Below are 26980 nucleotides of genomic sequence, written 5' to 3' on the forward strand. Positions count from 1 at the left end.
AGCTTTTGCTATACCTGCTATCCTTGTTACATGGTGGATTTTTTAGTCGGTTGAACTTGCATTCCATCATTAAGCATGTCAATTCTATTCATAACGATTTTTTCACCAGCTGTGAGTCCCGATTTTAGTAAATAGGCGTTAGCGGTATTTCCTGCAATTTCAATCTGTTTCATGGAAATTTTATTTTTCTCACCAATAACATACACGAAATAGCGGTCTTGAATATCCTTTACAGCGGCCATAGGGACCAACAATACGTTTTCATGCGCTTTTTTCAAGATTACTTTTGCTGAGCCACCCGAACGGAGAATTTTTTCGGGATTGATGAAACTTGCTTTAAGTGCCATGCTTCCTGTTGTTCTGTCGATGTTACCACTAGCTAACTCTACTTTCCCCGAATGGTTGTATGCTGTTCCATCAGCCAGTAATAGCGTTGCTTGTTGATTGGATGTTTTGTTATTCTGATCTTTGATAAAGGCTATAAAATCGGCCTCACTCAATGAAAAATACACATTTACGGTATTGATTTCAGATAGCGTTGTTAAAGGTGTTGCATCTGCTGCGGTAATTAAATTTCCGATCCGATTAGGGATACGCCCGATATAACCACTCACTGGTGCATTTATCAACGTAAATTTGGCATTTATTTGAGAAGAACCGAGTGCAGCTTGTGCTTGCGCTACCTGTGCTTTAGCTGCGGCATAATTGGCCTCTGCAGTTTTTAACTGTAATTCGGTATACACTTTACCTTCGACAAGTGGTTTGATTTTTTCAATCTCCAATTTAGCGTTTTGTTCTGCCGATAAAGCAGCTTGGTAAGCTGCCTTGCTGTTGTTTACTTGTTCGTTGTAGACATCAGCTTTTATTTTGAAAAGGGGTTGACCCTGGGATACATAGTCTCCTTCTTTGACATAAATCTGATCAAGATAACCCGTTACCTGAGCTTTGACATCGACGTTGACGGTCCCCTCTAATGTACCAGGATATTTTTTTTCGGTCTCCGCGTGGGTAGGAGATAATTCGATAAAGTCAACAGTAACTGCCTGCTCTTGCGGTTGTTCTTGGTTGCCTCCACAGGACGATAATAATGCTGCTGCTGTAATAAGTGTAAGGAAAGGTTTTAAAGTCATCGTTCTTTGTGCCATTTTATCATTTTATAATGAAACAAAGAAAAGAATTCTTTTAAGCCATAAGGTAAAGAAATCTACCGAGACGTTACAATTGCTTACTGAAACGTATCAGTGATGATCTGAATTTTACGATATTAAATGGTACGATCCAATTGTGTTGAAGATATTGGTCTTATCGATTGACATTCCCTTGTTCATCGCGAAAAACTTATTTTACCTTGCTGACGTAAAAGGAGCAAGCGGATCAGTTTTAACATCAATAGTCTAACCAAGTTTTCAGCAATTGAGCCTTTTCTCTGCTCACAAGGATTTCCACTTGATCGTTATTTTTAATTTCTATTTTTAGTTTTCCGTTGAAGTGGTTATGTAATCTTTTGATCGCATCTATATGTACAATGAATTGCCTGTTGGCGCGAAAAAATACTTTTGGATTTAATTGCTGTTCGAGTTCTTCCATTGTTTGAGGGACAATTTCGACAGTACCACATTTGAGTTGCGCATGGGTAAGTTTAAATTCGGAGTAGAAGTATAATATCTCTTCAACAAGAACGGTTTTATAGCCGTCTTTGAATGGAATTAGAAAGCGTGAGCGAAAATCTTTCGGATAGATAAAATCCAATAAACCTTGAAGCGGTTGTTGGTTGATCTGGAGATCTTTTTGATAGTCAAGTTTTTGGATGGCATTTTCCAGCTCTGTTTTTTCTACAGGCTTAAGCAAATAATCTATGCTATTGAATTTAAAGGCCCTCACAGCGTATTCGTCAAATGCTGTTGTAAATATGATGGGGCAATCTATTTTTATAGTCTCTAATATTTCAAAGCTTAAACCATCGGATAGACGAATATCCATCATCACCAGGTCGGGAAGTTCATTGCCATTGAACCAGTTGATGCTATCAGCGATATTATCCAGCACATCTAAAATAACGATGGATGGCTTTATTTCCTTCAAAAGTCGTTTTAAACGATCGGCATTGAGTTTTTCGTCCTCGATGATTAATACTTTGGTTATATTCATTATGCTTGCGCTAAAAGTGGGAGGATAACGTTAAATGTTTTTCCATCATTCTTTATTTGCAGTTTTAAGTTGGATAGCAAATCGTATCTTTTAATGATGTTTGAAATCCCGATTCCCGATGATTCGGATACATTCTCAATAGGGATTAATATATTTTCAACAACAAGTTGATTCTGGGAGTTGGTGTATACCTTTATTTTCAGCGGTTTTTTCTTATTTGTCTGATTATGCTTTAATGCATTTTCTACCAATAATTGTAAGGTAAGGGGTGGTAATTGACAATTGCGTTTGGCGGGATTGACGTTTATTTCGAAGTTTACCCCATCGCCAAATCGGTTTTTGATGAGAAATATGTATGAATTTAGAAAGTTGAGTTCTTCTTCGAGTGAGATAATGTCCTTTTTGGAATTGACAAGAAGGTAGCGATATATTTTGGAGAAGTTTTCTGCATATTCATAGCCTAATTGTTGGTCTTCGAGGATGATTTCTGAGAGCACGCTCAGGTTATTAAAGACAAAATGGGGGTCGATCTGTAATTTTAACGATTGAAGTTCTGTTTCAAGAATGACTTGATCGAGCTTTGCCGCACGCATGGACTCATTTTTCCAGTTAGTGATCAAATGACTACCAATATTGATCCCCATTATCATGAGCGCAATCAATACACTGATTGTAATGTTTTGAATCATCCCCCTTTTTTCCTCCAAAGATGGGGCTATAGTAACATTTTGAGGTCCAAAATAATATTTTGAAATCAGGTACTCCAGCAGTAAATTGATAAAGAGTACTGCAAAAAGGTTGATGACGGTTTCAAGTAGAAGTCGCTCTGTCGGGCTATCTTTCCAAGTTAAGAACTTATTAAGCTTGTCATGGACAATGATACTAAATTCGGAAATGATAAAGCTGTAAATGATTGTAAATGTCCATTCACCGAGTATTTCGAACATATTCCGTTTAAAATAGCCATCCCAGCAACTCGAGAAAGGATCAATAATATAGGCGACGAGATAAATAAGCAGAAAGGACAGAAAGGTAAATATCAGCCTTTTTTTATTTGTACTAATTAGAGTTTTATCGTTTTTATAGATCGCTATATCCTGCATTCTTTTAACTTATATGTATCGGTGAAATCTATGCAAATTTCGTAATTCCTTTTAGTATTGGACGACAAATTTCTGCTGAAGCGTATAAAGCCCCGACTGAAATATCAATTTGATACACTCAGGCGTATATTGACGAAGATCGGTAGATTATCTAGTATTGACATATCAGAATAGAATTCTTTATGAAATTCGTGTGTCCTGTTTTTTAATTGGTTGTAAATCTTGTTGTTATTTGTTTTTTGTGATCGATTGATATAACAGTTTCAAAGAATGACTCTAGATATGGGGTTCGTTTTTAGCTATAAACAGAAAGGCTTGACATCATTTCTTCAATCCTTTCTGTTTTATTGAGGTAACTATTTTTTCGATGTGTTATCCTGTAAATTATTTTGGCTCTTGATGCGTTGTTGGCGTATGGATAATATCGAAATAGATCGTTTTGTCATTAGCGTTTGGATAAACTCTATACGTGAATTCTTTCTTCGTTAATACAGTAATATCAACCACACGAGTAAACAATGTTTCACCAGCAGCATTTTTAGCAACAATTGTTCTCGTTTTACCATCTGCAGATACGGTCCAGTCGCCATGCATTTTGGGAGAATTGTCAAGATTGAACATTGTAAATGTACCGTCAGATTTGAAATAAGCAAATCCTACAAAATTTGACACGTTAGCATCTGTTAACACTACACTTTCTCCTTTATTATTCTTTGCGTTTGTTGTTTCCCAGGGTGTACTGGCCAATATTTCGCTTGGTGTAAGCTGTGGTTCAACAACAGTTTCGTCATCTTTACTGCAGCTCACCGCTACTAACGTGCTTAAGGCGATACATACCGCTAATGCAATTTTTTTTAAATCTCTCATTTTATAAAATTTATATGATGTCACAAAAGTAATCGCATTGTTTCAGCTGCATTTGTCTCTTTTATTCCAAGGTTTGAAGGATTTATAAATTGAATGAGATCGCGCTGTAGAAGAAGGTTAAAAAGAAAAAGCTTGCTATTAGTTTGCTTTGAAGTCTGCTTTACATGGAAACAATTAAAGGTGATGGAAGAATGGGCTTTGGATAAAAATAAAACAGGGGACCCGAAAGCCCCCCATCTACCAGATATGTATAATAAAATTAGAAAATTGCTTTTTTACAGCATTAATTGTTGCTCCATCCACCACCTAATGAACGATACAGGTCAACAACTGCAGAAAGCTCCGCTTTCTTTACCTGAGCAAGTTCGAGCTCACTTTGCAAGATATTGCTTTGTGCCGTAATTACTTCCAAGTAAGTGGCCATTCCTGTTTCAAATAAAAGATTGGCGTGCTTCGTTGCTTCCTTTAGACGCGTCGTTCTATCTGAAGTAATCTTTTGTTTTTCTTTCAATTTTTGAATTGAAATTAAAGCATCGGAAACTTCTCCAGCTGCTGAGATTACTTTTTGCTTGAAGATCAATACGTTCTTTTCTTGTTCGACACGTGCCAGTTCATATTGAGTTTTCAATTCCTTCCGCTGTAAAATTGGCTGCGTAATACTTCCTGTAATTGCCCCAAATAATGAAGCTGGTAAGTTGAACCAATTGCTTGCCTTGAATGCATTTACTCCTGCTTCGGCGCTAATAACCAAGGAAGGGTACATGCGTGCCTTTGCGTATTGTTGATAAGCTTGTGAAGCTGTAATAGCCAGTTCCGCTTGTTTTACATCCGGACGATGACTTAACAAATCGGCTGGGACGCCAGTTGCTAATTCTTCGGGGAATTGAATATTCGACAATTTCTCGGCTATTTTAATCTCCTGCGGGAGTTTTCCGCTAAGAATCTGAATGGCATTTTCCTGAATACGGATCTGTTGTTCAAAGTCGGGGATCAAGGCAGCTGCAGACAATCGCTGCGCATCGACCTGTTCCAATGCAAGCAGCGTAATGTCACCAACTTCATATTGTTGCTGGACAATACGTAAAGTTGTATCGCTTAATTGCAAGTTTTGTTTGGCGATATCACGCAATTGATAAAGCATCAGTAGTTGATAATAACCTTGTGCAACTTGTGCAATTAATTGGGTTTGAATTACTTTTTTCGCTTCTTCTGTCTGTAAATAGGAAGCTAAAGCAGCGATATTTTGATTTTTGATTTTACCCCATATGTCGGCCTCCCAGGATAAACCTAAGGATGCCGTATAATCTTCCACATGGTGTTGGCCTAAAAACTGCCCCAGGCTCAATCCATTCATACTGTTATTGGATGGGTTGGTGCTATTTCCGCGGATCTGTAGTTGAGCCGTGGGAAGATAGTTGGCTTTTGCTTGTTTTAAGCTCAGTTGAGACGCTTCTATATTTTTTAGTGCCAGTTGCATATCTAAGTTATGTTGTATAGCACTATCGATCAAGGTTTGTAAGACTTGATCCTTAAAAAAATCACGCCATGGAATAGAACCTATGCTAGTTTCCTGCGGAGCTTTAGCCTGGTCGCGGTACTGTTCGGGTAAGTTGGGGGCAAGGTGTTGATTGCTGACCAACTTATCTGTTTTGCAAGACCATGCGACAAAAGATAAGATGAAAACCGTCAGTAATTTTGATTTACTATTTATATATTTAAATGCTGTCATGATATACTAATTGTTTGTATGCACGGGTATTTCCAACGAAACGGCATTGTTTTCATGTTGTTTTTGCTTTGGAGCACCTCCTATTTTCTCTTGGATAAATTGGAAGAAAATAAAGAGAATAGGGATAATAAAGAGCCCTAAAACTACTCCAGTAAACATCCCTCCCGCAGCGGCAATACTGATTGAATGATTTCCTTGCGCTGATGGACCTACTGCTGTCATCATTGGAATCATACCAACGATAAAAGCTAAGGATGTCATAATAATAGGTCTCAAACGTAATCTCGCTGCTTTAAGTGCGGCACTAGGAATTGATAGTCCCTGTTTGCGTCCTTGGATGGCAAATTCTACGATCAGAATGGCATTTTTGGCCAATAATCCAATCAACATAACGAGTGCGACTTGTACATAGATGTTGTTGGCAATATCAGTGAAGCTAATTGCTGCGAAGACCCCAAATATACCTGTAGGAATAGAGAGAATAACCGCCAATGGAATGATATAGCTTTCATATTGTGCTGCAAGCAGAAAATAAACGAATATCAGACAGAGAATAAAAATCAATGTGGATTGGCCTCCGGAGACAATTTCTTCTTTAGTCATACCTGAGAACTCATAAGTAAATCCGGTCGGCAATTGTTGTTTTGCAACTTCTTCAACTGCACGGATAGCATCTCCGGAACTATATCCTGGTTTTGGTATCGCATTTATTCCAATCGAATTGAATAAGTTGTAACGAGATGCTGTTTCCGGACCATATACACGTTCTAATTTGACTAATGTATTGATGGGAACCATGTCTCCCAATCTGTTTTTTACAAAAATACCGTCCATTGAAGTTGGTTCACTTCTATCCTTGGCATCAGCTTGGACCATCACACGATAATACTTTCCAAAACGATTAAAATCTGAGGCTTGGGCACTACCAAAATAGGCTTGCATAGTCTGTAAGATGCTTTTTGTGCTTACGCCAAGTTGTTCTGCTTTGATATCATCTACCTGGAGTTCATATTGTGGATAATCCGCTTTAAAGGTTGTGAAAGCCATCATAATTTCTGGACGTTTCATCAATTCGCCAATAAACTTTTGGCCTATGCCACTGAATTTTCCGAGTTGTCCACCGGTCCGGTCCTGCAGTACCATATCCAGACCATCCACGTTACTGAATCCTGGGACAGTAGGGAAGGTAAAGACAAAGAAATTTGCGCCTTTGATATTTGCCAATCGCTGATTGACATCGGCCATAATAGCATTGATGTCTTTTATCTTACCACGTTCTTCATGTGGTTTGAGGAGGATAAATGCAACACCGGCTGATGGACTTGTGGATTGTGTCAAAATATTGAAACCAGCAAGTACATTTAAAGTTTTGGTAAAATCAGCATGTTGAAGTTGCTTCTCTGCTTCGGCTAATGCTCCAGAGGTACGATCCAAAGAAGCACCTGCTGGCATAGATAAGGATACAGCAATGAATCCTTGATCTTCTGATGGGATAAATCCAGTAGGTGTTTTACGGATCATAAACACGGTCAAAAGCAGGGTAATTCCCAATCCTGCAAATGCAACCCATTTGTAGCGGATCAAGAAGCGTAAACTACCTAAATAATTCTTCGTCAACCGATCAAATCCGACATTGAATCCAGCGAAGAAACGCTCTTTGAAATTAAGTTTCTTGGCATCAGTATGACCATGATGCGTTGGTTTTAAGAAGAGCGCACATAACGCAGGACTTAGTGTCAAGGCATTGATTGCTGAAATAACGATTGCAATCGCCAAAGTGAAAGCAAATTGTCTATAAAACACCCCGGTAGAGCCTTCCATAAAGCCGATGGGAAGGAATACGGCAGACATCACCAATGTAATCGAGATGATGGCGCCTGTGATTTCACTCATGGCAGATGTCGTAGCAAGCTTAGGCGGGAGATTTTCATGCTCCATCTTGGCATGAACAGCCTCCACAACCACAATCGCGTCATCGACGACAATCCCAATGGCTAGCACCAGAGCAAACAAAGTCAGTAGGTTGATTGAAAAGCCGAAGAGCTGCATGAAGAAAAATGTTCCCACGATGGCTACCGGTACCGCAATCGCTGGTATCAATGTCGATCTAAAATCTTGAAGGAATAGAAAGACAACTAAAAATACCAGTATAAATGCTTCAACTAGTGTATGTTTTACTTGGTCAATGGATTGATCAAGTGCATCTTTTGTGTTGTATAAAACGAGATATTTGACACCTTTTGGAAAGCTTAAAGAGGCTTTCTCCATGAATTTTTGAATGGCAATCTGAATTTCATTTGCATTCGAACCTGCAAGCTGCATTACCCCAATATTCAATCCTGCTTTACCGTTGATGCGCGTATGGCTCGCATAGGTATAGGATCCCAGTTCGACACGAGCGACGTCTTTGAGTTTTAGTACAGAACCGTCTGTATTGGAGCGGATAATAATATTTTCGTAATCACTTGGCTGGTTGAGTTTACCTTTATATTTGATTACAAATTCAAAAGCTTCACGGCTGCTCTCTCCGAATTTACCCGGAGCAGCTTCAACGTTTTTATCTTGAATGGCGGCCATTACTTCCTCAGGCGTTAATTTATAGGTCGCCATTTGATTTGGATTGAGCCATACACGCATGGAGTAGTCTTTGCTACCACCAAATGGCAATGCTTGTCCAACCCCAGGTATCCGTTTCAGTTCAGGAATAATATTGATCTGGGCGTAATTGGTAATAAAGGTCTGATCGTATTTACTCTGATCTTCCGTATAAAGATCCAATACCATGATCAAGCTGTTTTGCTGTTTTGCCGTGGTGATCCCGGCTTGTACAACTTCAGCCGGCAATTGGCTGGTTGCCTGAGCCACACGATTTTGGACGTTTACAGCAGCTTGGTCAGGGTCTGTACCAAGTTTAAAATATACCGTAATCATTAACGAACCGTCGTTGCTGGCGGTAGAGCTCATGTAGCTCATATTTTCAACACCGTTGATTGACTCTTCGAGTGAGGGGGCTACGGCACGAAGGACCGTTTCGGCATTTGCCCCAGGATATAATGCCGTTACTTGCACTGCGGGCGGTGCAATATCGGGAAACTGCTGCAATGGCAGTTTGAGGATACCAATCACCCCCAATATGACAAGTAATATGGAGATAACGGTAGCAAGTACAGGTCTTTCTATAAATTTCTTAAGCATGTGATTTTCTAATATTATAATGAATTGATGCTATCTCTTGATAAGGCTTGTGGTGTAATTTTCTGACCATCCTGAAGCAAGTCAATGCCTTTGTAGACAATTCGGTCTCCCGCATTCAGCCCTTTACTTACCAGGTAATTTGCACCACTTTTTCCAATGACAGTAATAGGTTGTTGAACAACTTTATTTTCTTTACCAACGGTATAAACGAAGATTTTATCCTGCATTTCAAGGGTAGCAAGTTGCGGTACCAATAATGCTTGTGCATACTTCTTCTGTAGCCTTACACGACCGGTGTTTCCGTTGCGCAAAACTCCCTCCGGATTGTTGAATGTTGCACGAAGTGTAATCGCACCGGTATTTTTATCAAACTGCCCGTCCACCATATCTATTTTTCCTTTCTGATCATAAATTGTCTGATCCGAAAGAACTAAGCTGATCGGAGGGAGGTTGTGAAGCTTTTGTTGTAAATTACTCCCTTCTGTATTGTTTTTGAATGCGATAAAGTCATTTTCTCCCAGTGAGAAATAAACATGAAGATCTCTTACATTTGACAATGCGGTAAGTGGTTGTGCGTCTGTGGGACCAACCAAACTCCCTTGTTTGCGTTGTAATCTACCGATGTATCCTTCGGCTGAAGCCCGTATTAGTGTATATCCGACATTGATTTTTGCGGTTTCAACGGCCGATAGTGCCAATTGTACATTTGCTTTAGCGGCATTACGTGCGCTAATAGCTGTTTTTAGCTGGAAGTCTGTCAGTACTTTGGTATTCACCAACTTTGTTTTCTTTTCGACTTCTAACTCCGCATTTTCCAGACTAGCTTTTGCTGCCAGTAAATTTGCCTTCGCTTGGTTTAATTGTTCCTGATAGGGGCGGTCGTTGATCTTGAAAAGTGCCTGACCTTTAGTCACTTTGGCTCCTTCATCGACATAGATGTTTTCCAAAATTCCCTCTACCTGTGGTCTGATCTCAATATTGGCAGAAGCTTCAATAGTCGCTGGATATTCCTGGTAAACTGTCTCGTTACCGTTCTCGATGGTAACGACCGGAAGGTTAACTGGTGGTGGATCAATGGGTTTACTTGTTCCGGTTGAGCAACTGTATAGAAAGATTGCACTCAACACATATGCAGTCTTTACGATATTAATTCGTTTAACACTGTTAAGTGCTGGAACGTAAATCTTTTTAAGACTTGGTGATAAATTTGTTTTCATGTGATATTAAAAATTGAAGTTTTGGTGTATTTAACGGTGTTAGATTTTTTAACGTTGTATTTTTTGCTGTAAAAAAATTTAGTCAGTCAGGGAGCGTGTGATGCCGTAAATAGCATCCTTTAATACTTCTTGATTGGTATTTTCGCCATTACCTTGGTTTACCAGATTGATCGAAATCAATCCATGTATAATAGACCAGTAGGTGAAATACTTTCTACAGATCAATTCTTCGGATGGATTTTTCTCTTTCATGATTTCACGGATGACATCACTTATCAATTTCCCATGGGATTCTGCACATTTATACGTTTTTTCAAATCCACAACAGGCTGTTCCAACGCCGAACATTAACTGATATAATTCACGTTCTTCGAAGGCGAAATCCCAATAGCTAAACCACATTGCTTCCAATTGTTTCTCCAGATCGGTTTCAGTTGATTTGGCTTGCTTTACTTTTTTGGCAAGCAGGAGATAGCCTTGGTTGGCAAGTTCCATCAAGATGGCATCTTTATTGGCGAAATACTCGTATATCATAGGGGCAGTATATTCAATGATATCTGCAATTTTGCGCATACTCAGGGCCTGCCATCCTTCTTCTTTGACGATTTGGAGCGCAGCATCTAGAATATTGGTTCTATTCTCATCTTTGAGCCGTTGTATGCGTTCTTTACTACCCATGCTAATGCGTAAATAATTTAACAGTGTTAGGCAAAAGTGATACTTTTAATTTTATTTATTGACATCTAAAAGTCATTAAATAAAAAGGCCTTATTTTTTCGGTTCGGAAGAAGCGTTTTCAGGGCTTGCAGCAAGGGTTACAATCTGTTTTATGCGATTTTTTTCTTTCTCAGTTAGGGGAAGTGCCTGTTCGATGATAGGGAGAATTTCAGTACTTTTTTCCGATTGCAATAACAGGTCGATGAAACCAAGATAGGTGCGGATAAGGTCTGTTTTAATGCCGAAGAAAATGCGTGGATCTACAATATATAATTCCTGTACTAATGCTAAGAATAGGGTTTTTCTTTTTTTATCCTTTTCCGAGTTGTTGTATGCGGGTAGTAGGCCCTTTCTTTCAAGATCTGTTAATTTTACCGCGACAGCGTGCTCTAGTACATATTTTTTTTGTTTTCTATCGAGTAAATCACGTAACTCGGCAAGTAAATTTCGATAAATAACTTGTTTGGCTTTCCCCGAGAAAAGATTATCTTCTGTAGATAGGAGGATATCTTGTTGTTCGAAATGATCAAAGAAGGTAGATTCCACATAGACGGAGTGGTGGAAATTGATCGCGTTATTATTGAAACTGCTAAGTACTTTGGCAATTTCCTTTTTATCACTATTAAGAAAATAATAATAATATCGATCACCAATTTGCTGGTTCCAGCGAATATAATTGATGGTGAAACTATAGGAAGTATCCTGGTCGGGGCTATAGCCAGTCCACGATAGTTGATCAGCTTCCTGGATTAAATGATCATAAGCCAACAACTTTCCATTGACGCGTATGGCATAATTCCTTTCCTTATTCAAGTAGAGAAACCAACCGAATTCTTGTGCGAGGAAATTGTTAAAGTCATCGCTTTCAAAAAATGTAGCATTAAGTCCAAAAACGCCTTCAAGAGTAACTTGTGTTCCTGTATTTTTATGTACTACTGGCATGCTTTCACTGATATCGTATTGCTCTTTACTTTCGCGATCGATTTGAATTCGGTAGTTTGAGAAATATTCATCCTTTTGAAAAACAGTATTCCAAATTGCACGTGTTGCAAAAAGCGAGAAAGAAAATCGGCCCTTTCCCTTTTTTCCTCTTGTATAGGAGCTGCGTCTGAGGCTGTTCTTTTTTATAGAATCCAAAAAGTTTCCAAATGAGGAAGAAAGCGTCTCTAGGGATATGCCTTCGCCATTGTCCTGTATGCTTATACGATTAATGTAGCCTAATTCATTACTGTCTATGAAGAGTTCGATCTGTGTGGCTTTTGCATCAAATCCATTCCAGATATATTCAGCAATGGCATGTTTGGGGTCTTTGGGAAGTCCTGCAGATTCGATACTTTGGTTGGTTATTTTTGTGCTCTTCTTCATCGTAAAGACGGTTTAGCTTAAAACTTGTAAAAAAAGATGGAAATAATTTGGTCGATTAATTCCATTTCAATGTACACTATTTTTTAGATCTCTTGATTAAAAATGTGAAAAAATAAGCAAGTCCAAAATAGATAATAAGATCGAAAAGAAGATAAATAAAATTGAAACTACTTCGATTCTCAGGTTCAAATGAGTGTTTGCCGCCAATATATTCATAAAAAGGAAATGGAAAGCCCAATCTGTTATTTCCATCGGATGGGCTATCGCATTTAGCGAAGAGAATGGTGGCCGCAACTGTTATTACACTAAAAATTACCCAGGTTTTCTTTGGGAAATTTGAAACTATCTTCATGGTTATTGGGCTTTAAGTAGCTTAAAATTACATAATATCATGTGGAGATGTATACTTTTCATTCGTATCCATATGGCCATTGACGGCTAAAGTTGATGTGTTGATATAGAAGTTGCTTTTTTGGTAGAAAATATACCTAAATTTAGTCTATGCTTATAGAAACTTTAAAAAGCCTTTTCCGACGGGACTTAAACAGGCTGCGTGATGAAATTTCTTTGTACAAACAGGAAGGAAATATATGGCTTATTGAACGTAATATTTCCAATTCAGCTGGCAACTTATGTTTACACCTGATCGGAAATCTTCAAACATATATTGGTGCTGAAATAGGCAAGACTGGGTATATCAGAGATCGAGCGGCCGAGTTTTCGTTAAAAGACATTCCTCGAACACGATTAATAGATCAGATAGATGATACGATTGATGTGGTTACACGCTCTTTGGATCTGTTGTCAGAGGAGAATCTTCTTGAGATATATCCTATACGCGTGTTTGAGAAAAAAACAACAACGCAGTATTTGCTTGTTCATCTGACCACCCACCTAACTTATCACCTTGGCCAAATAAACTATCACCGCCGACTGCTGGATCAACCTGAGGTGTAGTTAATGTATTGGTAAACCTATTCTTATTCTAAAACATAGGAAACAAATTTATAGTATGGATGTAAGAAAAGCGGTATTATCTGATGCCCCGGAGCTCGCAACCTTGACCGAACAGCTGGGGTATCCAGCCGATATTGAGGGAATGAAAACTATTTTGGAGGATCTGTTGCGGAAGCAGGAGTATGCTGTATTTGTGGGGATTATTGATAATAAAACAGTTGGCTGGATTCAACTTCATCAGGTAATCAGTATGGAGACTGGTGTTTATGTAGAAATCATTGGCTTGGTTGTCGATGAAGAATATCGAGGTCGGGGGCTAGGTCGATTATTATTGCATACGGCATCTGATTGGTCTAGGTCTCTCGATTGTTACCGTTTGCGTGTCAGATGCAATATCATTCGGACCGAGAGCCATAAGTTTTATCAAAATAGCGGTTTTATACTAAAAAAGGAGCAGAAAGTTTTTGATTCTTTGCTTTAAAAGGTGAACTTTAGCCCAATTAGATATCGAGACCATCAAACATTCTACCTGTATCGACTGTTGATTTCTCGAAGACCCGACTTAGATAAAATGAGAAGAATCTTTACATTAATTGCCTGTTGCTGTGTTTTTAATTCGCATGCACAACGTATGGACAGTATTACCACGGTGATCGCACCTGAATATGACCGAGTGGGTTTATTGCATCGATTTTGGCTTGGAGATAGTTACCGTAAACTATACAATACTCCTGTTAAGATGCGTGTGATGGATCTCGCTACTGAGCGGGGCGGGCTTCAGATTGTTAAGTTGGGTGGTGGTATGCAGACACAGTCACTTCGACTGGTAGATTCTATGGGTAGGGAGTGGGTTCTCAGGTCTATTCAGAAATACCCTGAACGTAGTCTACCAGAAAGCCTTCGAAAGACATTTGCAAAAGATATAGTACAAGATCAGATTTCGATACATCATCCATTTGGTGCATTGACCGTTCCGCCATTTAATAAAGCCTTAGGTATTCCTTCAGCTTCGCCAGAACTGGTTTTTGTAGGAGATGACCCTAGGTTCGGCGAGTATCGTGAGGTATTTAAAAATAGGGCCTATATGTTTGAGGCGCGCACCCCTTTTGAGGATCAAAAAACAGATAATAGCGCAAAAGTCATGCGTAAAGTGTTGGAAGACAACGATACGCAAATTGATCAGAAGCTCACGCTACGTGCGCGGATGCTCGACTTTACGCTTGGGGACTGGGATCGTCATCAAGATAATTGGCGTTGGGATCCCGAAAAAGAAAAAGGTAAAAAGATCTATACCCCCGTCCCAAGGGATCGGGATAAGGTATATTATAAAACTTCGGGTGTATTTCCCACATTACTTTCCTATCAATGGCTGAAGGCTCATTTGCAACCCTTTAGTCCGCATATCCGAAATGTGCCCCATTGGAATTTTAATGCGAGTACTTTTGATCATTTTTTTCTCACTCATCTTACAGAGGATGAATGGATTGACGAAATACAGTTTGTTCAGAAAACACTGACGGATTCGTTGATTCATCAAGCGATGTTAACGATGCCTGATACAATTGTGAAAATGAGCGCGAATGAATTGGAAACAAATATTCGTTCAAGAAGGGACGAGCTGATGGAAAGCGGACTGACCTACTATCGATTTCTTGCGCGTGTCGTTGAACTACCATTGTCCGCCAAATCTGAATTTGTGGATGTCGATTACAATAAGGATGGCTCGGTCACTGTCAATATCCACAACAAGAAAAAAGATGGTACCGAAGGGCGAAAACTGCTAAAACGCACCTTTGTACCTGATCAGACCAAAGAAGTTCGTATATATGGCATATCGGGCACTGACGAATATAAGTTACATGGATCGGGCAAATCGCCCATAAAGATCCGGCTAATTGGGGGGGATGGACAGAATCTATATCGTACAACTGATAAATTTGCCAATGGCAGCAAAGTTTATATCTATGATGGTAAAAATCAGGTGCCGGGTGCTATGCAGGTTGATGATGCTATCCATCTGAAGTTGAGCAAAGACAGCGCTGTCCATAAGTTTGACTATGAAAATTTTATCTATGATCGTAAAGGGGTCGTTTTTAACCTAGATTATGGAGTTGATCGTGGACTTATTTTTGGGCTGGGGTATATGATCGAGAATCAGGGGTTCAGAAAGAAGCCTTATGCCTATCGGCATCAGTTTCTAGGCAGTTATTTGACCGGTCGCGAATCATTTATGTTTGATTACAAAGGGAATTATAAAGATCTCATTGCAGGGCATGATCTTTATATTCATCTTTCGTCCCTTGGTCCCAAAAACCTGAGTAATTTCTTTGGATATGGAAACAATACTATTTTCGATAAATCGGATTCAAAGCGCATTTCGTATTACCGAAATCGATTTGATCTTGTGAGCGGTGACATTTTTCTGGAAAAGTACCTAGAACCTAAATTCAAGGTGTTCTATGGATCTTCTTCTGAATATTATACGAGTAGAGAATCGAATAATGTTGGACGTTATTTTGAGGAATTCCATCAAAAATATCCATCGGAACCTATCTATGGGAGTAATTTCTTTACTGGTCTTACTGGCGGGATAGATTATGATACACGTGATAATATGGCCAATCCTAAATCTGGAATATACGTACATACCAGGCTGGGCTGGAATGCTGAAATTGGAGGGGAGGGCCGCAATTATACAAAATTGCAGCATTCCATGAGTTTTTATAAAACGGTTGCCGATAACTATATTACTTTCGCCAACCGTGTGGGATTTGATGCGGTATGGGGAGATCCCTATTTTTATCAGCATGCGCAAATTGGAGGGGAAATGAGCTTAAGAGGGTATAATTCCCGACGGTTCACTGGGAAAACAGCGCTATATAATAATTTTGACATGCGATTAAAATTATTTAGCTACTCTTCTTATATCGTTCCTGGAACAGTCGGGGCAATTGGTTTTTATGATGTCGGAAGGGTATGGATGAGTCATGAAAATTCCAATGACTGGCATATGGGGTACGGCGGCGGAATTTATTTTATGCCTGGAGATCTGCTCACGATTCAGGGGGTAGTCGGTTTTAGTAAAGAAGCAACCTTGCCTTATCTTCGCGTTGGACTTTCTTTTTAAAGACCTAAAATGAAGCTTTTTAAGTGTGAAATGAAATGAAATCGGAGATCAAAAAAAAATTAGATAAGAATTTTTCGGAGCGTAGACTACGAAATAGCAGCATTGATTTATCTGTGCTAAAACATTATAAGAGTTACGCAAAAACTTTTGCCGACATTCATAATGGTATAGCTGTACTGAGTGACCTGACAGCGAACTGGAGTTATACATATTTAGGGACAATTGCGGAGCGACTTCATCTTCCTGCAGATGAAAAGAAACTGGAAATAAACGGTATTTGGGAAGATTTTCTTCTCGAACGTGTTTACCCCGATGATTTGGCCATCAAGCATGCTTTGGAGCTTCAATTTCTCAACTTGGTCAAAAAAATGGATCGGGCGGAGCGATTCAATTATCAAGCAAACAGCATCCTGCGGGTCGAAGGGAGAGAGGGGCAAATCATGCAGCTGTCCCATCAAATTTTTTACTTGGACACCCCGGGACCGGAATTCCCACAGTTGGCTTTATGCTGTTATACCCTATTACCAGAAACTGAAACGTCAATCAATCTCCGAAATTATATCCTCAATCAGGTAACAGGCGTAGTTCATCACTTGGATGGTTATGGTGCGAAAACGTCAATTAGTACACGAGAGAAAGAAATTTTAAGTTGTATCAAGGAGGGCATGATTAGTAAACGAATTGCCGAAAAACTAGGCCTGAGCTTAAATACAGTTAATCGGCATCGGCAAAATATACTCCAAAAGCTTCGTGTACGAAATTCATATGAAGCAGTGAGTGTGTTTAACAAGATGCAGCAGGATATACTGACTTAAGATAACGCCCACCTATGCGACTGTCTTAGGCGGGCGTCGGTATTTTTAGTTTGAATTATTCTCTTTCAGCCATTTGCTTCGACGTTGATCTGCAAGGTGTTTGATCGTAAAATAATCAAATTTGGCCTGAAAGCCATTGCCGTCTGGTGAAGCTGCCATTAAACCGACCATAACAGGGTGATTATCCTGTAGCCAGGCATTTCTCATCATGATATACTCCTTGTCATCAAAGGAATAGAAAAATTCGACAGCATCTAATCGACGTATCGCCTTGATCCAGATGTAGGGGATTTCCTTATCGATCGGAACAATGCTCCAATCACTTGTTTTATGTGTAACGACCGTACTTAAATTGTATTTTCCGTCGACAAATTCGATTCCTGCTTTTATATAGTTTTCATGATCAATGCGCAGCATAATACCTGCTTGATCGAACCGGGTTTGATAGTTCGCCGAGATCTTCGCCTTGACTTCAAACTCTCCCCCGCGTAGCGTATAGAAAAAGGGGGCGTCATCTACTGTAAATCCATAATGAGAGATACGCCAATAATCGCTTTTAGGCGTAACGAACATCGAAAGCGAATTGTCTTTGATGTTCCATTCTGTTGGTTCGTTAAACCAAAGCATCTTATCCAATTTTTGTGCGCTGGCCTGTATCGTAAGCAATGGAAATAATGAAGCTGCTAAAAATGTCTTTATAGTTTTCATGTTTTTGTTTTTGTGATGATATTCATTTTCATCAGCAAAGATATTTAAGCATAGCACAGATTTTCAATACTGATAAATAACCATGATTTCAATAATTCATCCTATTGTAATTTATTTGCAATTTAATTGCATTTAGTGTTTTTGCTACATAGTTGCAATAGTGAAAAGTACTATCTTCGCTGAGTTGACTTTTAATCCATTGTAGTACCGTATTGGTATAGCCAACAGGATCGATTTCAATTTTAAACAATATAAGCAACAGCAGTATGGAATTTTGGGAACGTAATTTTATAGAGAAGCAAGAAATGTGGGGGGATGAAGCCGCAAAGTCTACAATTTTTGCATTAGGCTTTTTTTTGGAGCATAACATAAAAAATATATTGATTCCTGGGTTCGGCTACGGTCGCAATGGTCGCCCTTTTTCGGAAAACGGAATAAAAATTACAGGCATTGAGATCTCGAAAACGGCAATAGAGCTCGCCCGGAAATCCTTTGGGGCAGATACGGTTATCCATCATGGTTCAGTTAATGAAATGCCTTTTGATCAGGATATATATGATGGTATATTTTGTTACGGGCTTATTCATCTATTGGATGCTGATGAACGTAATGCGTTAATCCAGCATTGTTTTGACCAATTAGCTGAAGGAGGTTATATGATTTTTACGACCGTATCAAAGCAAGCAAGCATCTACGGAAAGGGAGAGGCCATAGGCACTGATCGATTTGCAATGTTTGGTGGAGTACATATGTTCTTTTACGATGTTGATTCCATTCATGCCGAATTCGATCCCTATGGATTAATGGAAATTAGGGAAGTGGAGGAAAATTTTCCATTCTACTTCATCATTTGTCAGAAGAGGATTAATATTTAATAATGTATATATGAAAGATGATAGAAGCTATGAGGTAATTATTGTTGGGGGAAGTTATTCGGGGCTTTCTGCAGCGATGGCATTGGGACGTTCCTTGCGGAATGTGTTGATTATCGATAGTGGGCTACCATGTAATCGACAGACGCCGCACTCCCATAATTTCATCACGCATGATGGTGAAAAGCCGCTCAGTATAGCGAAAAAAGCAAGGGAAGAAGTCCTGAACTACCCGAGTGTCAAGTTCCAGAAAGGGCTTGCTGTGAGCGGCACGAAGACAGCTACAGGGTATGAAATAACCACCGAAAATGGGGACGTCTTTCAGGCTAAAAAGCTCATTTTTGCGACCGGTGTGGAAGATATTATGCCTAGCATACAGGGATTTTCAGCCTGTTGGGGAATTTCGGTTATCCATTGCCCATATTGTCACGGTTATGAATTTCGAAAAGGAAAAACTGCTATTATGGCCAATGGTGAAAGAGCTCTTCACCTTGCAGGTTTGGTTCACAATCTGTCATCTGACTTAACGCTATTGACTTTGGGTAAGGCTAGTTTTGATGTTAAGCAGAAAGCAAAACTGAAGTTACACGGTATTTCGATTATTGAAGAAGAAATAAGTAAAATCCAGCACAAGAATGGATGGGTTCAGCAGGTACAATTAAAAGACGGTCGTGAACTTGCCTTTGATGCTGTTTATGCTGCCATTCCTTTCAGGCAACATTCGCTTATTCCTGCCATGTTAGGTTGCGAATTGACCGATCAGGGACATATAAAAGTAGACAATTTCCAGAAAACAACAGTTGCGGGTGTTTTTGCCTGTGGAGATAATTCTAGTATAATGCGTTCGGTGGCGAATGCTGTTGCGACAGGAAACCTAGCTGGAGCAATGGTTAATAAAGAACTTGTCGACGAGGTTTTTTAGTGGCCGCATTGATCTGTTTTCCGGATGTGATCGCACTTTGTTAATTCATCAGGAAGTTTATATCACAAAAACTTCCTGATGCGTAAATACTACCTTTAAGCGGGACCCTAGTTCGATGCTCGTCTTAAAAGAAATTCAAATGGACCGTTTTTAAATTTTTTTGTCCAAATTTTGCTGAAGTAGTAGCTGCCTATAAAATAAGTCGATGATAGGAAGAGAATTATCCCTGGTGATAAGGTTGCTTGCTGGTCGATTACTTGATGAAACACCCCCTTGCTAGCCAAAAAAGAAAATAATAGGATGCCTAATGTTAAATGGGATATATAATGCGTTAATGTCATCTGGCCAGTTTTCGCGAGACAGTTGACAAATGTATTGGGAGTAATAAAGCGGCTAATGTACATGAAGCTGCTAATAAGTAGCAGGCTAAAACCTATTGTACTTATTAAAAATGGAAGTACCGGAGGAAGATAATCCGCGTTTAGAAAAGAGTAGGCTGTTATGCCAATGAGGTTTTGAGGAATATATTGTGCAACTTGTACTGCCAGGTATAATACCAATCCTATGAAAAACAGTTTTTTTTGAACGATGGCGTTGGTCCAGTCCAGTTTACCCAGGTACATACCGATCATGAAATAAGACATCCACGGAAAAATAGAATTCCAGCCATTATATAAAGAGTTCCTGATAAACCCCTTTAGGCTCCAGTTGTCGGTATAAGTTAGTGTATCGAAATTCCATCCGGTTTCATAAGGAATTAAAATGAGCAAAAGGTGAAAAACGATCGTGAAGAAAATTGCCCCATATATGTAGTATTGTTTATCAACGAATAGCAAGGAAGAGGCGATAAACATGTAAAATCCATAAAAGTGAAGGATATCTGCAGGCCACAAAATAGATAATAATAATCCGAGAACAAATAGAAAACCTGCTTTTTTCTGCACAATAGTCTTTAGTTTAACTTGTTCTTGCGGAGAAGCGTAAATAGATTTTTCTGTTCGCAAGGTAAGTCCCATGCCTGATAGGACAACAAATATTGTACTCGAATTGCCGCTAAAGAGCGTGAGAAACTGGCCTAGCCAACTGGTATGTTGTGGATCTCCAAGAACGAGATTAAAATTGACGATATACATCCCAAAGATTGCGTAAGCTCTCAGGATATCAAATCCTATAAATCTGATTTTTTCTGCCATGATAGTTGATTTTCAAAATGTACTGCAAATTTTGAAAGATGTACTGGTCTGGCATTTGATTTAAATCAAATAATTAGATTTTTGTACGGACCCTGCTTAATGTTTCTAGGGAAATTCCCAGATAAGAAGCAATATAGGTAAGCGGTATATGGCGTATGAAATCTGGCTGTTCCTTAAGGAGTAGCTTATACTTTTCCATGGCGCTGAGGGTGTGAAATTCAAATAGACGCTTTTCTAACCACATTGTATAGTATTCTGTCATTAAAAGATCGAGTTGAATGAGTTGAGGATGATTTATTTTGAGATGCTGAAAAGCGTTTTTATCCATGCACGAGACAGTAACGTCTGTAATTGCCTGAATAAACTCCCTGCTAGGCTGATTCGAAACATAACTGCTAAAGGCGACTGCGAGATCATGTTTAAAAAGTAGCTCAGTCGTTACTTCTTTTTTCTCATTCATATAGTATTTCCTCGTAATACCTTCCTCTATCCAAAAGCTAGACTTACAAACCTCACCTTGATATAAAAGAAATTCGCCCTTTTTGTATTTTTTGGTTTTGGAAATGGCCTGTAATGCTGAGTTTGTTTCCGCATCAAAACCGTCAATTAAAGCATTGATTTTTTTTAGATGCTCATTCATTATAGCTGATTTGAGTGATCGAAAGTTGCTGAAGTTACATTTGTTGAATCCGTTCGGTCCGACCCGCCGTTTCTCTTCCCCACTCAGCAATCGACTCGAGTAGTGGAACAAGTGTTTTTCCGAATTCTGTCAGTTCGTAATCTACTTTCAAAGGAGCTTTGTCGGTATGTACAGTACGTTTTACTAAACCATCAGCCTCAAGTTCCTTTAATTGTAAGCTTAATGTACGCTCTGTAATTAGGGCGCATTCTTTTCTCAGCTCATTATAGCGTTTTTTTTCAATTAAATGAATCAAAATTACTGCCTTCCACTTGCCGCCTATGTATTTCATAGTCAGGCTGGTACTACATGGATATTGTTTGTTGTCTATCAAATACATCTGTTACTATCAAGTTTGACCGTTATTGCAAATATATAACACTATATTTAAGTTTGCAACTATAAAAAATATAGTTAATTTAATCTTGTATATTATGGATTTTTTAGAAACTGCAAAGCAACGTTACACAACGAAAAAGTATAATTCAGAAGCGCTAATTCCGGAGGAGAAAATCGCTGAATTAAAGGAAATAATCCGATTGAGTCCATCTTCCATCAATAGCCAGCCATGGAAGTTTTTCTTTGTTTCTTCTGGGGACATGAAACAAAAACTCGCTGCCGCATCCTATTGGAACGCACAGAAGATAAATGAGGCAAGCCATCTGGTTGTCTTTAGTGCACTTACCGATGTAGATCGCTTTGAAGAGCAAATCGCAAACACGCTTCCAAAGGGATCGATTAATTACTATAAGCAATTTTTGCAGTCGAAAGGGGAGGTCCATGTTCAATCCTGGATGAAGCAACAGGTGTATCTTTCTTTGGGATTTTTCCTTGCAGCCTGTGCTGCAAATCATATTGACGCAACCCCGATGGAAGGAATTGAAAATTCCGTCTACGATGAAATACTGGAACTCGATGGCTATCAAACGCTGTTTGCAGTTGCTATTGGCTATCGACATGTGGAGGATGCAAATCAGCCTGCCATTACCGCAAAATCACGCTTGACAATTGCAGATATAATTGAAGAGTTCTAGGTAAAAAAAGATGAAACCACTATCGGTTTCATCTTTTTTTACATTAGTTTAAACGTATCTTTTTGCCCTGTTCGGGGAAAATATAATTTACTTTAAGTGGATTATTCTTGAGCAATTCGTTTTTAATGATTTCAGGGTTGTTACCAGTTGGTTTTCGGTGTGTGACCACTATGCTTAGCCCTTCCAAGTTTTTCAGTCCCGTTTTTTCTTTGAGCTTTAGCAGTTCTTCTAGCAACAAATTGGGGGTTAGGTGACCAAAGAGTAAATTTTCCGGTTGATTATTTGGAAAGGAGACTTCAATCAATATGCTGTTTAATTGTTTGTTTTTGATCAGTGGAGCAATGTTATTCCAGAGCTTATCTAGCTGATCGGATTTTTCCACCCGATCGGCACCGGTATCACCAAGGTAAAGGAGATAGTGGTTGTCGTAGTGGACGAGGGCAGCACTACTTTTATATGGATTTACATGGCTCAGCTCGTATGCCGTCAATGATAATGCCGTATTTGGTACTTGCGTTTCCAGCCCCTCTTGTAAACTGTTGTAATGATACTTTCCCAGTATGGGTTTTTGGCCCTGATCCCCAAAATTGATCCAGGTATCCGTGATAAAATAGTGATTTTGTAGAATTTGAAGGACGGGATCAATAGCAAAAATGTTCTTTTTGCTATCGGCAGGAGAATTAATAATAAGACCCGATAAATGATCGAGATGTCCATGGGAAATGAAATATCCCTTTATTTGGTTATGTAAAATTGTTTCGACCGACCCATTTAGACTTTTCAATGCAATGGCTTTTCTGATGCCTGTATTTATGGTTCCGGCATCGAGGCAAAGGAAGGCCGTGTCTTTTGGAGTTCCTACTAAATAAGCAGAAAGATTGTCTTCTTGTTCGCCACCATATATTCCCAGCGGGACAAGGTCAAAATGCTGTGCCTGACAGGTCATGGTCACAAGAAATGTAAAAATGGAAAGCGCTAGTTTTTTCATGATTATTAAACTAAAAACCCATCCTTTGTTATAGGATGGGTTCAAATTTACACTATTTTTTGTTTATTGGTTGAATCGGTAACGTACACCCAGCTGAATTCTCCAGCGTGAAGTTTCATCCACACTGTTCGAGAAAGTGTTGGTTAAAGGAATCTGATTTGTTGCATCTAAATAAGGGAATGAGAATGTTGGTTGTCCCTGAGCATTCAATCCTTTGTAATTTAAGATACCGTTTGCTTTGTTGGCAAATTGGGCAACTCCCCAGCTTTTGTTGATCATATTACCGAAATTAAATACATCAAAAGTAATCTGCAATTGATGTTTCTTTCCGCTGGTATTTAAAAACACATCTTGCGCGATACGAATATCCAGTGTTCCGATCATTTTTCCTACCAATGCGTTACGTTTCGCGTATTGGCCTCTGTGTGCATTCAGGTAATTGTCCTGATTAATGTATCCGTTCAATTGAGACCATAGTTGATCAGCTGTCCGAGTGTCTTGCGCATTGTCGCCAACAAGAGCAATTTCAGCTTTACTATTCGGGATATAGATCAAGTCATTGCCCGACAAACCATCATTATTCAGGTCACCGCCATAGGTATAGGAGTAACGTGGCCCATCCTGCAGTTGATAAAATAAAGAGAATGTCGTTCCTAAATGATCCAGGTATTCTTTACGGTACGAGAAGTTGGCAATAAATCTATTTTTAACCAGATAAGTCGAATAAGAAAGATCAGCACTATTTGGATTGCCCGAAACATAACGATCACGCCACATTGACTGTGCAATAGATCCTCCATCATTCACAGATCTTGAATCTGTATAGGTATAACCGATATTTGCAAAGAAACCACCTTTGAATTCTTTCGATAATGTTCCTGTCAGGGTGTAGCTATAGCCTTTTGATGTATTGGACATCACAATAGCGTCCGAAATGTTAGGATTTTCAGGAGTCGGTTGTGCGGCGCCATAGATACGTGGTGTTGTATAACGCATACGGTTATCGGCACCAGCTAAAGCTTTTCCATCCGTCGTATTTAGATTGACGTTACGGAAATAAACCGAATTGATATCTTTCGAATACATGGCTTCAAAAGTACCAATAACACCGCCCGGTAATTTTTGGTCAACAGCAAGGTTCGTTCTCCAAAGCTGCATAAATTTGAAGTTATTATCCGTTACCGCCAAGTTGTAACTCGAGTTGTTGGCTGCAGTTTGGTGGTTCACATTGCGATAAGCATCTACATCAGGTGTAAACGGCCTATTTGTTGGATTATTGATGGATTCAGAACCAAACATGACACCATTATTTCCGGCCTGATTAGAAATCCATACTAATGGCGGACGACCTGTAAAAATTCCCGATCCACCACGTACCTGCGTTTGACTGGTTCCATTGACATTCCAATTAAATCCAATTCGTGGCGACCAAAGAATTGCACTCTTTGGATATTTTGATACATCGATCTTTTCACCTTGATCAAAATTCAACTTGGTTACATTATCATTTTTCAGTTCATTGGGAGATGATATGTTCGTCAAATCGGCTCTCAATCCAGCAGTCAATTTAAAATGATCATTTACAGCATAGGCATCCTGCGCATATAAACCAAACATACGTGCAGAAATCTCTGCGTAAGGAAAAGATCCATCAGGTAAAACAGAATACTGGATTTGGTATTTGGTTGCGTTAGAAACATTATTTTTTGCAGAGTTGTAGAAATCATCTAAACTGGCAAATGTATAGGCACCATAATAGTTCGGTGCAAATCCATTGGTGGTTTTGTAGTTTTCAAAATTGGCACCTAATGTAATCTCATGTTTTCCGGCATAAATATTAAAGTTGTTGGTAGCTTGAAATACCTTCGTCTTTAAACTATTAAATGCTGTAAATGGCTCGTAACCAAATGCTGTCATGCTACTACCGTCGGGGTTCATGATGTCTACCAAAGGAAATGGCTGACCACCTTTGGATTCCCTAAAATCGTTCATGACATTGTAACCTACAGTCAATGAATTTGAATATTTGCTACTGATACGTGTGCGTAATTCTAAATTCACATTGTCCATATTGTTGTTTATACCGTAGCCTGCTGAGCTGAAAGGTAGGCCAAGGTTGGACGGTTGCCGATTATTTTTGGGCGCACCACTATTGGACGGTAGGATGTCGCGATAGGAACGAAAGTAGAAATATTTGGCGCTTAAAGTATTTTTTTGATCGATATTGTAATCTAATTTAACGGAAAATTTGTCACTGCGTGTATCTAAAGGATAATCTTGATAAGATCCAGGATTATAGCCGATCGATTTTAGGTAGTTGGCTAGATCATCAAGTTTTTCCGCAGATACGGTTGAAACATTTGGACCCGTATTTCCTCCACGTGAAGCTATAAAATTTGTTCCTGGGTCTGTTCTTCGCTCAAGCTCGCCGCTTGCAAAAAAGAACAGCTTGTTTTTGATAATTGGTCCCCCCACGGTAAAACCATAGCCTTTTAAGCTGAAGTTGTTGACTGGTGTTCTTAGCCCGGCCGAATTGTATTTGTTGACTAAATTCTGATTTCTGAAATAATAATTTAACGAACCTTGTACTTCGTTTGTACCGCTTCTTGTTACAGCATTGATTGCAGCGCCGGTAAAACCATTTTGTCTGACGTCATAAGGAGCGATGTTTACTGAAATCTCCTCAAAGGCGTCCATATTGATGGGTTGCGAGTTTGTTTGACTTCCGATAGTTCCCTGTAATCCAAAAGCATTATTAAATAGCGCTCCGTCGATCGTAAAGTTATTTGCAAGGTTGCTTCTTCCTGCAAAAGAAGGATTACCGTACTGCATCGAAAATTGAGGGGTCAGTTTGACAAAGTCTGTAAAGCTTCGATTAAGTGTAGGTAGATTTTGAATCGCTGTTCTTGAAATGTTTTGTGCTGCACCCGTTCGGCCGGAGTTGAAGACTTTTCCCTGTCTCGTTCCTACAACGACCGCTTCATCCAACACCTGCGATGCGGACTGCATCTGAATATCCAATGTTGAGCTTTGTCCCAAAGCTAGTTTCTCTATCTGCTTGATATTGGGTGAATGGCCCAGATAAGTTACGGTGATTTGATAAGGGCCACCAATTCTCATATTGGGAAGATTGTAGCGACCGTCATTTCGCGATGAAGTAACGTACTTTGTCCCAGAAGGTAAATGTATGGCTTCGATTGTCGCCCCATTGATTGGCGAATTTCCCTCTCTGACGGTTCCATTCAGAGCAGAGGTGGTTTCATTTTGCGCATAGGTAAGTGATGTACCAATTGTGCTTAGCAAAATGCTGGTAATCAAATGTTTTCTCATTTGTTTTGTAGCTG

Annotated in this window: 22 protein-coding genes; 7 read left to right on the forward strand and 15 right to left on the reverse strand. The window is 39.3% G+C overall.

What is annotated here, in order from left to right:
• Positions 1-26 precede the first annotated feature (26 nt).
• The 9 genes from A9970_RS25060 to A9970_RS25100 form a co-directional block, all read right to left on the reverse strand.
• Complete coding sequence (locus tag A9970_RS25060; protein WP_159730948.1) at positions 27-1145, reverse strand: efflux RND transporter periplasmic adaptor subunit; 1119 nt, start codon at positions 1143-1145, stop codon at positions 27-29.
• Between the two features lie 241 nt (positions 1146-1386).
• Entirely contained in the window at positions 1387-2148 is a 762-nt protein-coding gene (locus A9970_RS25065) for a LytTR family DNA-binding domain-containing protein (RefSeq protein ID WP_182331308.1), read from the reverse strand.
• A complete protein-coding gene (locus A9970_RS25070) occupies positions 2148-3251 on the reverse strand; it encodes a sensor histidine kinase (protein WP_182331310.1) in 1104 nt (367 codons plus the stop codon). The genes A9970_RS25065 and A9970_RS25070 overlap by 1 nt, the downstream gene beginning before the upstream one ends.
• Before the next feature lie 384 nt (positions 3252-3635).
• Entirely contained in the window at positions 3636-4118 is a 483-nt protein-coding gene (locus A9970_RS25075) for a DUF4822 domain-containing protein (protein WP_153848369.1), read from the reverse strand.
• 283 nt (positions 4119-4401) lie between these two features.
• On the reverse strand, positions 4402-5847 hold the full coding sequence (locus tag A9970_RS25080; protein WP_182984105.1) for an efflux transporter outer membrane subunit: 1446 nt from the start codon (positions 5845-5847) through the stop codon (positions 4402-4404).
• A gap of 6 nt (positions 5848-5853) precedes the next feature.
• Positions 5854-9042, reverse strand: a complete 3189-nt coding sequence (locus tag A9970_RS25085) for an efflux RND transporter permease subunit (protein WP_182984106.1) — start codon at positions 9040-9042, stop codon at positions 5854-5856.
• 14 nt (positions 9043-9056) lie between these two features.
• Entirely contained in the window at positions 9057-10259 is a 1203-nt protein-coding gene (locus A9970_RS25090; RefSeq protein WP_120332716.1) for an efflux RND transporter periplasmic adaptor subunit, read from the reverse strand.
• A 78-nt stretch (positions 10260-10337) separates the two neighbouring features.
• On the reverse strand, positions 10338-10937 hold the full coding sequence (locus A9970_RS25095; protein ID WP_088162102.1) for a TetR/AcrR family transcriptional regulator: 600 nt from the start codon (positions 10935-10937) through the stop codon (positions 10338-10340).
• 90 nt (positions 10938-11027) lie between these two features.
• Positions 11028-12341 carry an ATP-binding protein gene (locus tag A9970_RS25100; RefSeq protein ID WP_182984107.1) on the reverse strand — a complete coding sequence of 438 codons (1314 nt, stop codon included), beginning with the start codon at positions 12339-12341 and terminating at the stop codon, positions 11028-11030.
• Between the two features lie 501 nt (positions 12342-12842).
• On the opposite strand from A9970_RS25100, the gene A9970_RS25105 reads away from it, so the two are divergent.
• The 4 genes from A9970_RS25105 (at position 12843) to A9970_RS25120 (ending at position 17240) form a co-directional block, all read left to right on the forward strand.
• Positions 12843-13298, forward strand: a complete 456-nt coding sequence (locus A9970_RS25105; protein WP_182984108.1) for a DUF1572 family protein — start codon at positions 12843-12845, stop codon at positions 13296-13298.
• 55 nt (positions 13299-13353) lie between these two features.
• Positions 13354-13779, forward strand: coding sequence for a GNAT family N-acetyltransferase (locus A9970_RS25110; RefSeq protein WP_182984109.1), 426 nt, complete (start codon positions 13354-13356; stop codon positions 13777-13779).
• 90 nt (positions 13780-13869) lie between these two features.
• Positions 13870-16425, forward strand: a complete 2556-nt coding sequence (locus A9970_RS25115; protein WP_182984110.1) for a BamA/TamA family outer membrane protein — start codon at positions 13870-13872, stop codon at positions 16423-16425.
• Positions 16426-16460: 35 nt separating this feature from the next.
• Positions 16461-17240: a helix-turn-helix transcriptional regulator gene (locus tag A9970_RS25120; protein ID WP_182984111.1), complete on the forward strand. Its 780-nt coding sequence runs from the start codon at positions 16461-16463 to the stop codon at positions 17238-17240.
• A gap of 45 nt (positions 17241-17285) precedes the next feature.
• On the opposite strand, the gene A9970_RS25125 is transcribed toward A9970_RS25120, so the two are convergent.
• Positions 17286-17948, reverse strand: coding sequence for a DUF1349 domain-containing protein (locus tag A9970_RS25125; protein WP_075993244.1), 663 nt, complete (start codon positions 17946-17948; stop codon positions 17286-17288).
• A gap of 266 nt (positions 17949-18214) precedes the next feature.
• Between A9970_RS25125 and A9970_RS25130 the strand changes: the two genes are divergently transcribed.
• Positions 18215-18823 carry a bifunctional 2-polyprenyl-6-hydroxyphenol methylase/3-demethylubiquinol 3-O-methyltransferase UbiG gene (locus A9970_RS25130; RefSeq protein WP_182984112.1) on the forward strand — a complete coding sequence of 203 codons (609 nt, stop codon included), beginning with the start codon at positions 18215-18217 and terminating at the stop codon, positions 18821-18823.
• A 10-nt stretch (positions 18824-18833) separates the two neighbouring features.
• Positions 18834-19742: an NAD(P)/FAD-dependent oxidoreductase gene (locus A9970_RS25135; protein WP_182984113.1), complete on the forward strand. Its 909-nt coding sequence runs from the start codon at positions 18834-18836 to the stop codon at positions 19740-19742.
• 107 nt (positions 19743-19849) lie between these two features.
• Here the strand turns inward: A9970_RS25135 and A9970_RS25140 are convergent, their stop codons facing one another.
• The 3 genes from A9970_RS25140 to A9970_RS25150 form a co-directional block, all read right to left on the reverse strand.
• Positions 19850-20935, reverse strand: a complete 1086-nt coding sequence (locus A9970_RS25140; RefSeq protein WP_182984114.1) for a DUF418 domain-containing protein — start codon at positions 20933-20935, stop codon at positions 19850-19852.
• 73 nt (positions 20936-21008) lie between these two features.
• The gene (locus A9970_RS25145; RefSeq protein WP_120332724.1) at positions 21009-21575 is read right to left on the reverse strand and encodes a Crp/Fnr family transcriptional regulator; all 567 of its coding nucleotides are present in this window, start codon (positions 21573-21575) and stop codon (positions 21009-21011) included.
• A 34-nt stretch (positions 21576-21609) separates the two neighbouring features.
• Positions 21610-21906: a helix-turn-helix domain-containing protein gene (locus A9970_RS25150; protein WP_198385931.1), complete on the reverse strand. Its 297-nt coding sequence runs from the start codon at positions 21904-21906 to the stop codon at positions 21610-21612.
• A 142-nt stretch (positions 21907-22048) separates the two neighbouring features.
• Between A9970_RS25150 and A9970_RS25155 the strand changes: the two genes are divergently transcribed.
• Positions 22049-22648, forward strand: coding sequence for a nitroreductase family protein (locus A9970_RS25155; RefSeq protein WP_182984115.1), 600 nt, complete (start codon positions 22049-22051; stop codon positions 22646-22648).
• A 43-nt stretch (positions 22649-22691) separates the two neighbouring features.
• Here the strand turns inward: A9970_RS25155 and A9970_RS25160 are convergent, their stop codons facing one another.
• Positions 22692-23636 (reverse strand): MBL fold metallo-hydrolase, encoded by a 945-nt coding sequence (locus A9970_RS25160; RefSeq protein ID WP_182984116.1) that lies wholly within the window; start codon positions 23634-23636, stop codon positions 22692-22694.
• 63 nt (positions 23637-23699) lie between these two features.
• Positions 23700-26966, reverse strand: coding sequence for a carboxypeptidase regulatory-like domain-containing protein (locus A9970_RS25165; protein WP_182984117.1), 3267 nt, complete (start codon positions 26964-26966; stop codon positions 23700-23702).
• Positions 26967-26980: the final 14 nt, after the last annotated feature.

It is taken from the genome of Sphingobacterium sp. UME9, assembly GCF_014170215.1.
Classification (GTDB): domain Bacteria; phylum Bacteroidota; class Bacteroidia; order Sphingobacteriales; family Sphingobacteriaceae; genus Sphingobacterium; species Sphingobacterium paramultivorum.

Coding starts and splice junctions, on each gene's coding strand:
- A9970_RS25060 (WP_159730948.1), bottom strand. CDS start 1,145: ATGGCACAAAGAACGATGACTTTAAAACCTTTCCTTACACTTATTACA.
- A9970_RS25065 (WP_182331308.1), bottom strand. CDS start 2,148: ATGAATATAACCAAAGTATTAATCATCGAGGACGAAAAACTCAATGCC.
- A9970_RS25070 (WP_182331310.1), bottom strand. CDS start 3,251: ATGCAGGATATAGCGATCTATAAAAACGATAAAACTCTAATTAGTACA.
- A9970_RS25075 (WP_153848369.1), bottom strand. CDS start 4,118: ATGAGAGATTTAAAAAAAATTGCATTAGCGGTATGTATCGCCTTAAGC.
- A9970_RS25080 (WP_182984105.1), bottom strand. CDS start 5,847: ATGACAGCATTTAAATATATAAATAGTAAATCAAAATTACTGACGGTT.
- A9970_RS25085 (WP_182984106.1), bottom strand. CDS start 9,042: ATGCTTAAGAAATTTATAGAAAGACCTGTACTTGCTACCGTTATCTCC.
- A9970_RS25090 (WP_120332716.1), bottom strand. CDS start 10,259: ATGAAAACAAATTTATCACCAAGTCTTAAAAAGATTTACGTTCCAGCA.
- A9970_RS25095 (WP_088162102.1), bottom strand. CDS start 10,937: ATGGGTAGTAAAGAACGCATACAACGGCTCAAAGATGAGAATAGAACC.
- A9970_RS25100 (WP_182984107.1), bottom strand. CDS start 12,341: ATGAAGAAGAGCACAAAAATAACCAACCAAAGTATCGAATCTGCAGGA.
- A9970_RS25105 (WP_182984108.1), top strand. CDS start 12,843: ATGCTTATAGAAACTTTAAAAAGCCTTTTCCGACGGGACTTAAACAGG.
- A9970_RS25110 (WP_182984109.1), top strand. CDS start 13,354: ATGGATGTAAGAAAAGCGGTATTATCTGATGCCCCGGAGCTCGCAACC.
- A9970_RS25115 (WP_182984110.1), top strand. CDS start 13,870: ATGAGAAGAATCTTTACATTAATTGCCTGTTGCTGTGTTTTTAATTCG.
- A9970_RS25120 (WP_182984111.1), top strand. CDS start 16,461: ATGAAATCGGAGATCAAAAAAAAATTAGATAAGAATTTTTCGGAGCGT.
- A9970_RS25125 (WP_075993244.1), bottom strand. CDS start 17,948: ATGAAAACTATAAAGACATTTTTAGCAGCTTCATTATTTCCATTGCTT.
- A9970_RS25130 (WP_182984112.1), top strand. CDS start 18,215: ATGGAATTTTGGGAACGTAATTTTATAGAGAAGCAAGAAATGTGGGGG.
- A9970_RS25135 (WP_182984113.1), top strand. CDS start 18,834: ATGAAAGATGATAGAAGCTATGAGGTAATTATTGTTGGGGGAAGTTAT.
- A9970_RS25140 (WP_182984114.1), bottom strand. CDS start 20,935: ATGGCAGAAAAAATCAGATTTATAGGATTTGATATCCTGAGAGCTTAC.
- A9970_RS25145 (WP_120332724.1), bottom strand. CDS start 21,575: ATGAATGAGCATCTAAAAAAAATCAATGCTTTAATTGACGGTTTTGAT.
- A9970_RS25150 (WP_198385931.1), bottom strand. CDS start 21,906: ATGAAATACATAGGCGGCAAGTGGAAGGCAGTAATTTTGATTCATTTA.
- A9970_RS25155 (WP_182984115.1), top strand. CDS start 22,049: ATGGATTTTTTAGAAACTGCAAAGCAACGTTACACAACGAAAAAGTAT.
- A9970_RS25160 (WP_182984116.1), bottom strand. CDS start 23,636: ATGAAAAAACTAGCGCTTTCCATTTTTACATTTCTTGTGACCATGACC.
- A9970_RS25165 (WP_182984117.1), bottom strand. CDS start 26,966: ATGAGAAAACATTTGATTACCAGCATTTTGCTAAGCACAATTGGTACA.